The sequence below is a fragment of the Microcoleus sp. Pol11C2 genome (assembly GCF_036701505.1).
Classification (GTDB): Bacteria; Cyanobacteriota; Cyanobacteriia; order Cyanobacteriales; family Microcoleaceae; genus Microcoleus.
Map to the genome: position 1 here is coordinate 217,152 of NZ_JAUBQX010000005.1, position 14,065 is coordinate 231,216.

Below are 14,065 nucleotides of genomic sequence, written 5' to 3' on the forward strand. Positions count from 1 at the left end.
TGACTGTGAGTAATATTAATTCCGATGCTACCGGAGTTGATATTACTACTATAAATAACCATATCCTCCGCCCCCCGGAGTCTCAATGACAAACACATCCCCCGGCTGCATTTCCACAGTCGCCGTACTCCCCAATTCCTCAACTTTACCATCAACCTTTTCAACATAATTCTGCCCAACTTTCCCCGCTTCCCCCCCCTTCAAACCGCAAGGATAAATCACCCGTCTCCCCGATAAAATACCAGCAGTCATCGCTTCCCGAAAGCGCACTCGCCGCACCACTCCATTACCCCCGCGATGAGATCCATTCCCCCCACTATGAGCCCGAACTGCAAAACTTTCCAACAGCACCGGGAACCGCCATTCTAATACTTCTGGATCGGTTAAACGCGAATTAGTCATGTGAGTTTGTACCGCATCCGTACCATCAAAACTGGCACCAGCACCCGAACCGCCGCAAATAGTTTCATAATATTGATAGCGCTGATTCCCAAAGGTAAAATTATTCATAGTTCCTTGAGAAGCAGCCATCACTCCCAACGCGCAATACAAAGCATCGGTAATATTCTGCGAAGTTTCCACATTACCTGCAACTACGGCCGCTGGATAGCGAGGATTCAGCATACAGCCTGCGGGATTGATGATTTCGAGAGGTTTCAAACAGCCCGCATTTAGAGGGATATCGTCATCTACCAAGGTGCGGAAAACATACAAAACAGCAGCTTTGCACACGGCTGCGGGAGCATTAAAATTGTTAGATTGTTGAGCAGAAGTGCCAGTAAAATCTATTTTTGCACTGCGCGCAGATTTGTCAATTGTAATCGCTACCTTAATTTGTCCGCCACTATCCATCGGATAAGTAAACTCGCCATCTTGCAACACATCAATTACCCGCCGCACTGACTCCTCAGCATTGTCTTGTACGAAGCCCATATAAGCTTGCACAGTCTCTAATCCATAATGTTCTACCATCTTGAGAAGTTCTTCGGCGCCGCGCTTGTTAGCAGCAATTTGTGCTTGCAAGTCGGCTAGGTTGTGAGCGGAATTGCGAACAGGAAAATTACCCGCTGTCAGAATTTCTAGTAATTCTTTTTCTCGAAATTTGCCCTCGCTTATTAACAGGAAATTATCAAGCAATACACCTTCTTCGGTTACTGTTGTACTGTTAGGAGGCATAGAACCGGGAGTAATGCCGCCGATGTCGGCGTGGTGTCCCCGCGAGGCTACATAAAACAAAGGAAGGGAGGAATTACGATCGAATACTGGAGTAATAACGGTGATATCTGGTAAATGCGTGCCGCCGTTGTAGGGATTGTTAGAAACATAAACATCGCCCGGTTGAATCGCCTTGCCTTGTGCTAAAATTAAAGCTTCAACGCTTTCGCTCATCGAGCCCAGATGTACGGGAATGTGCGGCGCGTTGGCAACTAATTGCCCGTTTTGGTCGAAAATTGCACAGGAAAAGTCGAGACGTTCCTTGATGTTGACTGAGGAACTTGTGTTTTGCAAGGTGACGCCCATTTGTTCCGCGATCGCCCGAAACAAATTATTAAAAATTTCCAGCAAAACCGGATCTGATTTAACCGCAGATGAACGCGAATCAACGCGGATATTATCTGCGTCCATCTGCGTGCATCTGCGGTTCAAAATTAAATCATTATTTTCGGTGATTTCCCCTTCCCAGCCCGGTTCTATGATATTAGTTCCCGTAGCTTCAACAATCATAGCAGGGCCTTCTATGCAGTCGCCCGATCGCAAATCATCTCTCTGATAAACAGGCGTTGCCCGCCACCCGCCAGCCACATAGGTTTGTACGGTTGAAATTGGTTGCACAGGCAAGATGCCCGTGCCACCAGAGGGGGAAATTGTGGATGCTTCCGGCACATCCATTCTTTCTACAACTTCCACCGAAACCGCTTCCACAATCAGCGGTTTTTCTGGCATAATAAAACTGTAACGCTGTCGGTGGGCAGCTTCAAATTCAGCCTGCATAACCTCAATAGTGTCAGCAAAATCTACGGCCAAAACAGAGTCACTTCCCTGATATTTTAAGCGCAGCTTCCTAACAACTAAAACCTCTGGCTCATTCTCTGCGTTCTCTGCGCCTCTGCGGTTCAATTCCCTCTTCCCCTCAGCCTCCAATGCAGTTAAAATATGATGCAAATCCGCTAATAATTCTGCATTTAATTGTTGCTCGATCGCCCTTTCGCGAATAGCCCGCACATCAGCCAAACCCATACCGTAAGCGGACAACACACCCGCATAAGGGTGAATAAATACCCGTTTCATCCCCAAAGCATCCGCGATCGCACAAGCGTGTTGGCCGCCCGCACCGCCGAAACAGCACAATGTATACTCCGAAACATCGTAACCGCGCTGAAGCGAGATTTTTTTGACAGCATTTGCCATCTTTTCCACAGCGATCGCCAAAAAACCCTCCGCCACCTGTTCCGCCGTCCTCTCGCCCCCAATTTCCCCCGCTAGTTGCCCAAATTTTTGCTTTACTACCTCCGGGGCGATCGGCAAATCTCCATTCAATCCAAATACTTTCGGGAAAAAATCCGGTTGAATTTTCCCCAACATCACATTGCAATCAGTCACCGTCAAGGGGCCGCCTTTGCGATAGCAAGCAGGCCCAGGATTGGCCCCTGCAGACTCCGGCCCGACGCGGTAGCGAGCCCCGTCAAAAAAGACAATTGAACCGCCGCCGGCTGCTACAGTGTGAATTGCCATCACGGGCGATCGCAATCTCACCCCAGCAATTTCCGTCTCAAATTCGCGTTCGTATTCGCCGTTAAAATGGGCAACATCTGTCGAAGTTCCGCCCATATCAAAGGTAATAATTTTATCAAAACCTGCCTTTTTGCTCGTTTGAACTGCACCGACAATTCCCCCAGCAGGCCCGGATAAAATACTGTTTTTTCCTTGGAATTGTGCCGCGTCCACTAAGCCGCCATTCGATTGCATGAACATTAATTTAGGGGACGGTGCCCCCGTGCCCGCCCCTACAGCCTCGTTCCCAGGCTCGGCCTGGGAACGCATATCCAGAGGCTCTACCTCTCTTAATTGACTGGTTACTTGTTCGACATAACGCCGCAAAATCGGAGATAAATAAGCATCGACAACCGCAGTATCTCCCCGCGAAACCAGTTTCATCAGCGGGCTAACTTCGTGAGATACTGAAATTTGAGTAAAGCCAATTTCTTTCGCTATTTTAGCAACTTGTTTTTCGTGTTCCGAGTATCGGTAGCCGTGCATAAATACGATCGCACAACTGCGAATTCCCTCATCGTATGCTTGCTGCAAAGAGGGGATAAACTCGGGATTGACAGCAGTTAACTCCTCACCTTGAGCGCTGTAGCGTTCTGCAACTTCAATAACTCGATCGTACAGCATCTGGGGCAAAACTATGTGGCGGGCGAAAATATTCGGGCGGTTTTGATAGCCAATTCTCAGCGCATCGCCGAAACCTTTAGTAATTAACAGAATTGTGCGATCGCCCTTTCGTTCCAGCAAAGCATTTGTCGCTACCGTCGTCCCCATTTTAATCGCTTCAATTTCGGCGGCGGGTATCGCTGCGTCGGCGGGAATTCCCAAAATGTCGCGAATTCCTTGGACTGCGGCGTCGGTGTAGCGTTCCGGGTTTTCCGACAGCAGCTTGTGAATGACTAATTTACCGTCGGGGCTGTTGGCGACAATATCGGTAAAAGTGCCACCGCGATCGATCCAGAATTGCCAGCGAGTGCGATCGGGATAAGTAGGATTCATATCTCTTTTTTTTGATATTTTTGCTTGATTAATTTACAATTATTGACCCAACTTCTGTTCGAGTCAATTCATAAAACTCATAACTTCGGCTCATAAAAGTCAGAATTTATGGTCGCTCAAACTAGCAGGGGCTCGCTCGCGTTAATTAGAGATGTCGAATGCCCTTGACTAACCCCTGACAAACACCAGCCAGAAAATCCAAATCCAAAGTCTCAATCCTATCGCTTTCTCGATGATAATGCGGATTTCGCATATTAGCAGTATCAGTCACCATAATAGCCGGATAACCATTATCCCAAAAAGGAACATGATCGCTGCGGCGAGTATCAGGCACAATTAAACCTCGATTCGGCACCGGCAGCCACTCGCAGGGCTGACCCGATTTGCGAATTTTGCCACTCAAATTAATCAAATCGGGAACGGTCCGCAAAGTGCCAATTAAAGCAATAAAATTACCACTATTTGGATAAAAATATTTCAAGCCAGCGGAATAGCTTTGAGAATTAGGATTATGGTTGCAGTAACCCAACATTTCCAAAGAAATCATTAACCGGATTGACTTTTGCTGTTGCTTGTATTTAGCTGCATAATGCTTGCTGCCCAAACAGCCGTATTCTTCCATATCGAAGGCGACTAATTGCACTGGATATTTGAGCGGCCCAGATGCGAGTTCCCTTGCGAGTTCCAGCAAAACAGCAACACCAGTAGCATTATCATCGGCCCCAGGCGATCCGGGTACAGTATCGTAATGAGCACCAATTACGATCGGTGGCAACCGCTTCTTACTCGCCTTTTCGGAGGGGCGTAAATCTAAAATCAAATTGTGATGAATTCGCCCGCGCACCGCAAAATCGTCAATTTCTACACTTCCCCACTGTGCCAACTGTTCGCGGATGTATTGCTGAGCATAAAAATGCCCTTGGGATGCGAGGTATGGGTTGCGATCGCGTACAATTTGAATCAGATGGCTGTGCAAGCGTTCTTTGAGATTCATGCGATCGGAGATACAATGAGTACACTAAGATTATATGGGATTGAATTATGATTGGAGAAGTCAGAATCTAAAATTATAAGTCCATTCAAAAGCTGAAGCTAGAATTAGGACGAGTAACTGTATTGATCGGTGAAAATGGTTGCGGCAAAAGCAATATCCTAGAGGCGATCGCCCTTGCTTCTGCTGTGGCAGATGATAAGCTGGATAACGAGTTTTTAGCTTCTCGGGGCATCCGAGTTACAGAACCTCAATTAATGCGATCGGCTTTTGAAATTGACAATTTGATTAAAGATATCAAAATTGAGTTAAGAGGAAATGAGGTACAACCATTCAGTTGTATTTTACAAAATGATAATTCTCCCTATTCTCAGTGGGTTAGTAAAAACTTTTTGGGTGATATTGAAACCTCTCTAAAAAATGCTGTTAAAATTGTTGTTGACAAATACGGTGCGGTAGAAACACTCCGATATATTTTAGAAGAAAAAACTGATCTTTCACAACAAGAATTCTCCAGATTTAAAAAAGATTTGCAATCATTTTGGCTGATAGTTTTTCTCAGAAAATTTATAATTTATTCTCCTGAAAACCAAGCCTTACGAACTTTTGAAAAAGAAGGTCAAATTCAACCATTAGGTATTAATGGAGAAGGGTTGTTTAAACTTTTAAAATTTTTGAGTTCAGATAACCAGCAGCAGCTTAATGAAATAAAAAAAAAGCTGCAAATGATAGATTGGTTTCAAGATTTTGAAGCTCCTCCAAATTTATCAAATCTTCAAAATTCTCTCCAAATTAAAGATAGATACTTAGATCAAGATTTAACTTATTTTGACCAAAAAAGTTCTAATGAAGGCTTTTTATTTTTGCTTTTTTACTTCGCTTTATTTATTAGCGATATCACACCTAAATTTTTTGCAATTGATAACATTGATGCTTCTCTCAACCCCAGATTGTGTCGCCGATTAATGCAAGAATTAGTTGAATTAGCCAAAAAACACGACAAACAGGTTATATTCACAACCCACAACCCGGCAGTTTTGGACGGTTTGGATTTAGATGATGATGAACAGCGACTGTTTGCGATCTACCGCAACCAATTAGGGCATACTAAAGCTAGACGCATTCTCAAACCTGAACCTCTCGAAGGACAGGAACCTGTAAAATTATCCGAAGCTTTTTTGAGGGGCTATATCGGAGGGCTTCCTAAGAATTTTTAATATGATTAGTTTTGGATTAATTACTGAGGGATTGACTGACCAGATTGTGATTGAAAATATTTTAGCAGGATATTTCAAGAATCCCGATCTAGATATTAGACCGCTTCAACCAGAAAGAGATAAAAAAGATGAAAAAAAATTTAAAGGTTATGGTAGTTGGAGTCAAGTTTTTGCTTATTGCCGTTTAAAAGATTTTCAAGAAGCGTTTCAATTTAATGACTATATAATTATCCAAATAGATACTGATATTTCAGAAGAGTATGATATCCCACAGCAAGATGAAAATGGTGAATTTACTCCTAAAGAGTTGATTGCAAAAGTTATCCAAAAGTTTAAAGAGGAAATTGGCGCATATTTCTACAGTCAATGTCAACAGCGAATCATTTGGGCTATATCAGTACACTCTATTGAGTGTTGGTTGCTGCCACTGTATTATAAAGACAACAAAAAGTCTAAATTCAAAAATTGTTTAGAAACGTTAAATAAGGAGCTTGTAAAGAAACATGATTTTACAATTGACGCTAAAAAGCCTGAATATTATCGGGAAATTTCCAAACAATATAGCAAGCATAAGGAATTGATGGCTTGTTACCAACACAATCCCAGTTTGACAAGTTTTGTAGTAGAGATTGAAAGCAAGAAAATTGTTATTCCTTTAGAAGACGAGTGGTAAATTCAGGCAATTTTGCCTAAACTTTTCCACCTGCTAAACTTCTGATTCCAATTCGCTAACCCGCAACTGCACGGGTAATTCTACAGAATTCAACTCAGACGACTCTAACAATCCTGTTGTTTCAACTTCTGCACTCGCTTCACCGTGTCGCACTTTTCGCAATTTCTCACCCAAAGTATCCCGCTGATTAATCAAATAAATACTCACCAAAGTCAGCCCAACTCCCATCGATTGCAGCGGATTGAGGACTTCGCCCAAAAACAAATTGCCGAACAGCAAAGCAAATACAGGCGTAAGAAAGGTAAGAGAACTTAAACTGGTTAGACTGCCGGTAGAAGCAAAATAAAAGAACAAACCGTAGGCGATCGCACTTCCGAACACGGTAGAATAACCTAACGCCATCCAGCCGGAAAAATCAATATTCACAAACTGTTCGGACTCCGTTGCAGCCGAAATTGCCAACAGCGGCAAACCGCCCAAAATCATGTGCCAACCAGTCGCAACCACCGGGTCAACATAACGGCACACCCAGCGCACCAAAACCGTACCCACAGCCATCGACAAAGCAGCCAACAGCATCAACCATTCTCCACCCTGAAACAACTGTTCGATACCCGCAGAAACCTGCCTGTTTTCAGGATGAAAAAGCCCCAAAATCCAGCCATCGGGCAACCCAATTAAACTGATGCCGACAACGCCAATCACTAATCCCAACCAGCCCCAAAAACCTATTTTTTCTTGAAACAGCCACAAACACAAAATCGCCACTGCTAGCGGTTGAGAATCAATCATCACCGAACCCAAGCCGGCACTGGTTCTCGCCAAACCTTCGGCTAAAAAGCCTTGAAACAAAGTAGCGTCAACCAAAGCAAACAGCGAAATCCACAGCCAAGCTTTCCAACCCTGTGGCTGCTGTTTGCCCATCAGTGCCGCCGCCAGCAGCACCAACACACCCGCAGGTACTAAACGCACGAATGCCACAAACAACGGCGTTGTGTGCGGCATCACCCCCTTCATCGCTACCATCGCGGTTCCCCACAGGAAAAACGGCGCAATTAGCAACAGCGGAGCAAAAGGCAGTTTAGAATCGGTAAGCTTTAGCTGCATGGCGGAGACTCCAAATAATTGATGAGAATGGCTCTCACGAGAATGATGTAGATTTGTTAAGCAATTTTTACAATTATATATTGGTGTTGAGTTAAATTCGATCGCACTTATGGCAGAGGAACCCGAGAGTCGGAGAGTGGGAGAGCCCGAAAGTGAGGGAGCGCCAGATGCGGAATGCCGAATGCCTTCTGCCTTGGGATGAGTCACACTATAAGAGTTAGCTACAAAAATCCGTAACATTGCCAGTACACTGCCCATGATTTGGCCATTCAAGCCCCGCTACCGCAAACAAATCGCCCGTATCGAAATCACCGGAGCCATTGCCGGAGAAACCCGCAAACGAGTCCTAGAAGCTCTCAAAACCGTTGAAGAACGTAAATTTCCCGCCTTGCTGCTGCGGATAGACAGCCCCGGCGGCACTGTCGGCGATTCCCAGGAAATTTACAGCGCACTCAAACGTTTGCGCGAAAAAGTCAAAATTGTTGCCAGTTTCGGCAATATTTCAGCTTCTGGCGGAGTTTACATCGGCATGGGAGCCGAGCATATCGTTGCCAATCCCGGTACAATTACTGGCAGCATTGGCGTGATTATCCGGGGCAACAATTTAGAAAGGCTGTTAGAAAAAGTAGGCGTTTCTTTTCAGGTGATTAAATCGGGGCCGTATAAAGATATCTTGGCATTCGATCGCGAATTGACGGATCCGGAACAGCAAATTCTGCAAGACTTGATCGACACCAGCTACCAGCAATTCGTGGAAACGGTTGCCGAAGCACGGAACTTGGGTGTTGAGAAAGTCAAAAGTTTTGCCGACGGTCGGGTTTTTACCGGCCAGCAAGCCTTAGAATTGGGTTTGGTCGATCGACTGGGAACAGAAGAGGACGCTCGTCGCCTTGCAGCCGAACTCGCAGGCCTCGACCCGGAAAAAACCGAGTCTTGCACCCTAGAAAAACAAAAACCTTTCCTAAATCGCGTCTTGGGGAGTAGTCTGGATATATCCGGGCTTTCAGCTTACAATAATGTGCTGGAATTCGAGCTTTCTACTAGCGGTTTGCCGCTGTGGATGTATCGCCCGTGATTAAATAAATTAGTCATTGGTCAGGAGTCAGTAGTCATTAGTTACTCCCTGGATGATTGGGCGATTGAAATCTGTTGACCTCAAACTCAAATGTGGTGCTTCGCCCGTCATAAGCGCTTCGCGCTGGCTTCGCCTACGAGTTTGAGGTCAAACTACACAAACGAACTCCACTCAAGGGCGGACTAAGAAATAAAGTGGGTATTTAAGCCTAATTTAGTATAACTACTTATTAGTGACTAATAACTAACGACTAATGACTAATGAGCGATAACAACTGACAAAAAATGGAGGAAATTTGCGTGGAGTGGCAAGTGCGGGCGATTCGCGGGGCAACAACTGCCAGCGAGAATTCGGTGGAAGCAATTCGAGAAGCCGTGAGAGAATTGTTAGATGAATTAGAAGCAAAAAATGATATAAATCCAGAATTAATTATTAGTGCTACCTTTTCTGCAACTCGTGATTTAGATGCTGTGTTTCCGGCCGCGATCGCCCGCGAACGTCCCCACTGGTGTAATGTTCCTTTGTTGGACGTACAGCAAATGCACGTTGAGGGTGCTTTGGAACGCTGCATTAGGTTTTTAATTCACGTCAATTGGCCGGCACATACTGAAATTTATCATCCTTATTTGCGGGGAGCTCAAAATTTGCGCCCCGATAGGAATTTAGCGGTTATGGGGGCTGGGGAAAAATAATAGATTCACTTTGGGCTTGATTTAAAAGTTAACTCACCATTACAGGTGGGTTTATTTTTTACGGGACTTGATAAAGTACAAAACCTGCGCTGGGGATATATGATTAAAAGCTTTTATTATAAAAAAAACCCCGGCCTCTCAAAGAAACCGGGTTTTTTGTCAATCAGACGCTTTCTTGTGATGCAGCCTAATCCCTAAAAAAATGTCATATATAAAACTCCAAAAGTCCTTTTTCCCTTCCAATATTCCCAAACTTTGAGGGGAACCCTTCTCATCCAACAGCGGCTTCACAGCCTCATAAGCAGGCTTGTAATTGTACCAAGGAATAGAAGGCCACAAGTGATGAATCAGATGATAATTCTGCCCCAAAATCAAGATATTTAGAATAGGACTAGGATATACTCTGGCATTTTTCCAACGATCGCGCTCGTGAAACGGACGGTGTGGCAAATAATCAAAAAATAACCCCAAGGCCAACCCCACCACCAAAGCCGGAGAAAACCAAAAATTCAGGACGTAATCTAAATGGCCGTATTGAATCGAGATATACACGATCGCGATCACAAACAAACGGCTGAGAAACCATTCCAATAGTTCGTATTTCCGCCACAGTTTGCGCTTAAAAAAGAAAATCTCGTGGTAAAAAAACCTCGCAGCAATCAACCACAAAGGCCCGCCGGTGGAAACATAATGGTCTGGATCGTTATCTGGGTCATTAACGTGGGCGTGATGCTGCATATGTACCCGCGTAAACACCGGGAAAGCAAAACCCAACATCAGCGCGCTACCGTGTCCCAAAATAGCATTGATCGTGCGATCGCGATGGGCCGCATTGTGAGACGCATCGTGAATCACAGTTCCAGCCATGTGCAAAGCCAACACGTTCAGCGTAAAACAGCACCACTGCGGCCATCCCCAGCACCAGAAACCCAAGTTAGAAATCACGATAATCGCTACTGCACTCAAAAACAGCAGCAGTGTCGGATTAAAGTCACCGGGAGGACTCAGAAACTCTTTCGGCACTGTCAGCGGCCGTCCTGCCTCCGACATCTTTGTTAAGACTCCTTAATATTTCACTCTTGCGTAGTATAAGATACAAGCCGGACAATAGTAAAGTTTTATGAAAGAACAGAGTTCGATCGCCAGACACCAACATCTGCACAAGCAAAAAAGTATTGCTGTTGTACAAGGATACCAGTGCTAGAGTAGCCACAAGAACTCAGCAGAAGAAACAAAATCAATGGGTATGTTTGTATTTATGTCAAGCCTGAGAGCGGAAAAATTTGCAAAAAAGAGCGCTCTCGAAGAAAAAATTACCGATCGGTAAAAAGTCAGATATTCTATATATTGTTCAATACCTGCTTTTTTGACCACTATCAAAATTTTTAAGACTTGAGACTAGCGTCATTGCTTGTAGTGCAAAGATGAAACGTTAGCCGAAATTTACACAAGAAATCCACCTGCTTCCCCAGAACACCGCTGATGCAATTGCCAAAAGCCCTACGCCGGACTAAAATCGTCGCCACCATTGGCCCAGCAACTTCTGACCCACAAGTGCTGCGCCAGCTTATAGAAGCCGGTGCCACAACTTTGCGACTCAACTTTTCCCACGGAACAGAAGAAGACCACCAGCGCAGCATTCGCTTAATCCGGCAAACGTCCTTTGAACTGAACCAGCCGGTTGCCATCCTCCAAGACCTCCAAGGCCCGAAAATTCGTTTAGGGCGCTTTGAGACAGGCTCTATAGTCGTCAAAAACGGCGATCCTTTCATTCTCACCAGCCGCCAGGTTCCCGGCACCGAACTCATTTCTTCCGTCACCTACGACCCCCTAGCAGACGAAGTTCCAGAGGGAGCAGTGATTCTGCTCGACGACGGCAAAGTGGAAATGCTGGTCGAAAAAGTAGACCGCGCGGCGCGGGAATTGTACTGCCGCGTCGTAGTCGGCGGGCCACTTTCCAACAACAAAGGTGTGAATTTTCCGGGAGTTTACCTGTCAATTAAAGCGCTGACTGATAAAGACCGCAAAGATTTAATGTTCGGCCTCGACCAAGGTGTCGATTGGGTAGCCCTGAGCTTTGTGCGGAATCCCCAAGATGTGCTCGAAATTAAAGAGCTCATTGCCAGTGCGGGCAAGCAAGTACCGGTGATTGCCAAGATCGAAAAGCACGAGGCGATCGAACAAATGGAGGAAATTCTCACCCTTTGCAACGGCGTGATGGTCGCCCGCGGCGATTTGGGAGTGGAACTGCCCGCCGAAGACGTGCCGATTTTGCAAAAGCGCCTGATTGCTACCTCCAACCGCCTGGGCATTCCGGTAATTACCGCTACCCAGATGCTCGACAGCATGGTCAACAATCCCCGTCCCACCCGCGCCGAGATTTCCGACGTGGCAAACGCGATTCTTGACGGAACTGATGCAGTGATGCTGTCCAATGAAACTGCTGTCGGCAAGTTCCCCGTCGAAGCGGTGGCGACGATGGCGAGAATTGCGGTGCGGATGGAGAGGGAAGGAATTAAGCGGAATATTAGGAATGTAGAAGATATTGGTCGATCGATCCCCAACGGCATCAGCCAAGCAGTCAGCCAAATCTCCGAACAATTGAACGCTGCGGCGATCATGACGCTGACTAAAACCGGCGCCACAGCCAGAAATGTCTCGAAGTTCCGACCCAAAACTCCGATTTTGGCAGTTACTCCTCACGTAGACGTAGCTCGACAACTGCAATTAGTATGGGGAGTAAAACCCTTGCTGGTGTTGGATTTGCCCTCCACCGGCCAGACATTTCACTCTGCCATGACAGTCGCCCAGGAAAAAGAGTTAGTGTGCGACGGAGATTTAGTGGTGATGACCGCCGGTACTCTGCAAGGGGTTGCCGGATCGACGGATTTGATCAAAGTTGAAGTAGTGACAGCAGTTTTAGGCAAAGGCACCGGTGTCGGTTTGGGATCGGTCAGTGGCATGGCCAGGGTTGCTCGCACTGCTGCGGATGTAGGCAATTTCCACGCTGGAGAAATTTTGGTAGTCGAACACACAAGCGTCGCTTTTGTCGAGATGATTCGGAAAGCTGCAGGTGTGGTGACGGAGGAGGACAGTTTGACTTCTCACGCCGCGATTATCGGTTTGCGCTTGGGCGTGCCGGTGATGGTGGGCGTAAAGAATGCCACGCGCGTAATTCGGGACGGAACTATGCTGACGCTCGATATGCAGCGGGGTTTAGTTTATTCCGGGGCCAGAGGCGGCTCAACTGACGCGGAAGTGACCGTTTAACTGTTGGTGAGCTAGGAGTTGTGGAGTTTTGAATTAAATTCTACAACTCCTTGCTTTTTTGGCTTAGGTTGTGCTATAATTCAAAATTGTCTGTGCCGATGTAGCTCAGGGGTAGAGTATTCGATTCGTAATCGAACGGTCGTGGGTTCAAATCCCACCATCGGCTTTGGGTTTTGTCGAGTGTCAAATTATTTGTCTGCGTTGACAGATTGTTGTACATATTGACAAATTAATACCATCACTCAGCTTGGGCTGAGGGGAAGTTTGTTGTGCCGATGTGGTTAGATGTGATTTATGGGCGATCGCGTGAGAGAGTAAAGGAGTAGGGTGCGATTAGAGTCATTAATACTTGCTGGAAAATTTTAGAAATTATCCCAAATTAAGAATTTAAAATGGATGAATTGTTAAATGTCTACTGAAAATAATAGAACATACCTTGAACAAGCTATTGAAAAGGGACACGCTGAATTTACAAGTGAAGGAAAAAACGAGCGTATCCGCTATATTGCTGCTAATCACTCTGAGCGTTGGTCTGACCCAGAGGAGAAAATTCGGGCAGAGTTTTGGGCAGAACTGATTTATAAGTACGAATACGACCCAAAACGGATTAAGTTTGAGGTCAAAGTACCAAGACGTACTCCAAATGACTTGGCTGATTTAGTCATCTACAACGATGATGAAGGCAAAGATCCTTATTTTGTTTTTGAGCTCAAACGTTCAGATATCAGTGATGCAGAATTTACGCAAGCTATTGAACAAGCTTGTGGTAATCGTGCCAATCTTGATGCGCCCTTTTGCGGTTCTATTGCTGGCTTAACTCGTCGTCTCCTACGTTTTGATGATCGGAAAAAATATCCACCAGGGGAACGCGATCGCAACCACCTCACAGATATTCCGATTTGTTACGGTAAGCTTCCTGAATGGCGTTTCTACAAAAATAAAACTGGTCAAGACCTTTCCGCAGTTCCCCGTAAAGAACTTTGTTCTGCGATTAGAAAATGTCATCAAACTCTTTGGGAAGGAGGTCGCCGTAGTCCTATTGCTGCTTTTGGTGAGTTTTGTAAGATTGTTTTTGTTAAATATCGAGACGAGAAGAATCAAGATCGTTTAGATGGAGAACCCTATGCTTTTCAGCGTCACACAGAAGAAAGCAGCGATCAACTTGCCAACCGTATTCTCAAACTCTATGCTACTGATACCAATTTAATATGAAGCTGCATAGAATAGGGCTTCAAGAATAAAATTGTAAGATGACAACGAACAGATTTGCTC

10 protein-coding genes and 1 tRNA gene are annotated in these 14,065 nt (G+C 45.5%); 7 read left to right on the forward strand and 4 right to left on the reverse strand.

Annotated elements, in window-relative coordinates:
• Positions 1-48: 48 nt before the first annotated feature.
• Positions 49-3,768 carry a hydantoinase B/oxoprolinase family protein gene (locus tag QUA42_RS05490; RefSeq protein ID WP_333135804.1) on the reverse strand — a complete coding sequence of 1,240 codons (3,720 nt, stop codon included), beginning with the start codon at positions 3,766-3,768 and terminating at the stop codon, positions 49-51.
• Between the two features lie 145 nt (positions 3,769-3,913).
• Positions 3,914-4,762: a M20/M25/M40 family metallo-hydrolase gene (locus tag QUA42_RS05495; RefSeq protein WP_333135806.1), complete on the reverse strand. Its 849-nt coding sequence runs from the start codon at positions 4,760-4,762 to the stop codon at positions 3,914-3,916.
• An 83-nt stretch (positions 4,763-4,845) separates the two neighbouring features.
• Here QUA42_RS05495 and QUA42_RS05500 point away from each other — a divergent pair, with 83 nt between their 5' ends.
• Both QUA42_RS05500 and QUA42_RS05505 read left to right on the forward strand, forming a co-directional pair.
• Positions 4,846-5,976 carry an AAA family ATPase gene (locus tag QUA42_RS05500; RefSeq protein WP_333135826.1) on the forward strand — a complete coding sequence of 377 codons (1,131 nt, stop codon included), beginning with the start codon at positions 4,846-4,848 and terminating at the stop codon, positions 5,974-5,976.
• A 1-nt stretch (position 5,977) separates the two neighbouring features.
• Positions 5,978-6,649, forward strand: coding sequence for a phage tail protein (locus QUA42_RS05505; RefSeq protein ID WP_333135808.1), 672 nt, complete (start codon positions 5,978-5,980; stop codon positions 6,647-6,649).
• Between the two features lie 33 nt (positions 6,650-6,682).
• Here the strand turns inward: QUA42_RS05505 and QUA42_RS05510 are convergent, their stop codons facing one another.
• Complete coding sequence (locus tag QUA42_RS05510; protein ID WP_333135810.1) at positions 6,683-7,756, reverse strand: DMT family transporter; 1,074 nt, start codon at positions 7,754-7,756, stop codon at positions 6,683-6,685.
• Between the two features lie 256 nt (positions 7,757-8,012).
• On the opposite strand from QUA42_RS05510, the gene sppA reads away from it, so the two are divergent.
• Together sppA and aroH are read left to right on the forward strand one after the other, a co-directional pair.
• Positions 8,013-8,831, forward strand: a complete 819-nt coding sequence (sppA, locus tag QUA42_RS05515) for a signal peptide peptidase SppA (protein WP_333135812.1) — start codon at positions 8,013-8,015, stop codon at positions 8,829-8,831.
• A gap of 284 nt (positions 8,832-9,115) precedes the next feature.
• A complete protein-coding gene (gene aroH, locus QUA42_RS05520) occupies positions 9,116-9,523 on the forward strand; it encodes a chorismate mutase (RefSeq protein WP_333135814.1) in 408 nt (135 codons plus the stop codon).
• A 159-nt stretch (positions 9,524-9,682) separates the two neighbouring features.
• Here aroH and crtR read toward each other — a convergent pair whose 3' ends face one another.
• Positions 9,683-10,573: a beta-carotene hydroxylase gene (gene crtR / locus QUA42_RS05525; protein WP_333135816.1), complete on the reverse strand. Its 891-nt coding sequence runs from the start codon at positions 10,571-10,573 to the stop codon at positions 9,683-9,685.
• Positions 10,574-11,005: 432 nt separating this feature from the next.
• Between crtR and pyk the strand changes: the two genes are divergently transcribed.
• The 3 genes from pyk to QUA42_RS05540 all read left to right on the forward strand — a co-directional run bounded on the left by pyk (position 11,006) and on the right by QUA42_RS05540 (position 14,005).
• On the forward strand, positions 11,006-12,793 hold the full coding sequence (gene pyk / locus QUA42_RS05530) for a pyruvate kinase (RefSeq protein ID WP_333135818.1): 1,788 nt from the start codon (positions 11,006-11,008) through the stop codon (positions 12,791-12,793).
• A gap of 94 nt (positions 12,794-12,887) precedes the next feature.
• Positions 12,888-12,959: transfer RNA gene (locus tag QUA42_RS05535), tRNA-Thr, on the forward strand.
• Between the two features lie 242 nt (positions 12,960-13,201).
• Positions 13,202-14,005, forward strand: coding sequence for a type I restriction enzyme HsdR N-terminal domain-containing protein (locus QUA42_RS05540; RefSeq protein ID WP_333135820.1), 804 nt, complete (start codon positions 13,202-13,204; stop codon positions 14,003-14,005).
• Positions 14,006-14,065 lie beyond the last annotated feature (60 nt).

Coding starts and splice junctions, on each gene's coding strand:
- QUA42_RS05510 (WP_333135810.1), bottom strand. CDS start 7,756: ATGCAGCTAAAGCTTACCGATTCTAAACTGCCTTTTGCTCCGCTGTTG.
- QUA42_RS05505 (WP_333135808.1), top strand. CDS start 5,978: ATGATTAGTTTTGGATTAATTACTGAGGGATTGACTGACCAGATTGTG.
- aroH (WP_333135814.1), top strand. CDS start 9,116: ATGGAGGAAATTTGCGTGGAGTGGCAAGTGCGGGCGATTCGCGGGGCA.
- pyk (WP_333135818.1), top strand. CDS start 11,006: ATGCAATTGCCAAAAGCCCTACGCCGGACTAAAATCGTCGCCACCATT.
- sppA (WP_333135812.1), top strand. CDS start 8,013: ATGATTTGGCCATTCAAGCCCCGCTACCGCAAACAAATCGCCCGTATC.
- QUA42_RS05495 (WP_333135806.1), bottom strand. CDS start 4,762: ATGAATCTCAAAGAACGCTTGCACAGCCATCTGATTCAAATTGTACGC.
- crtR (WP_333135816.1), bottom strand. CDS start 10,573: ATGTCGGAGGCAGGACGGCCGCTGACAGTGCCGAAAGAGTTTCTGAGT.
- QUA42_RS05490 (WP_333135804.1), bottom strand. CDS start 3,768: ATGAATCCTACTTATCCCGATCGCACTCGCTGGCAATTCTGGATCGAT.
- QUA42_RS05540 (WP_333135820.1), top strand. CDS start 13,202: ATGTCTACTGAAAATAATAGAACATACCTTGAACAAGCTATTGAAAAG.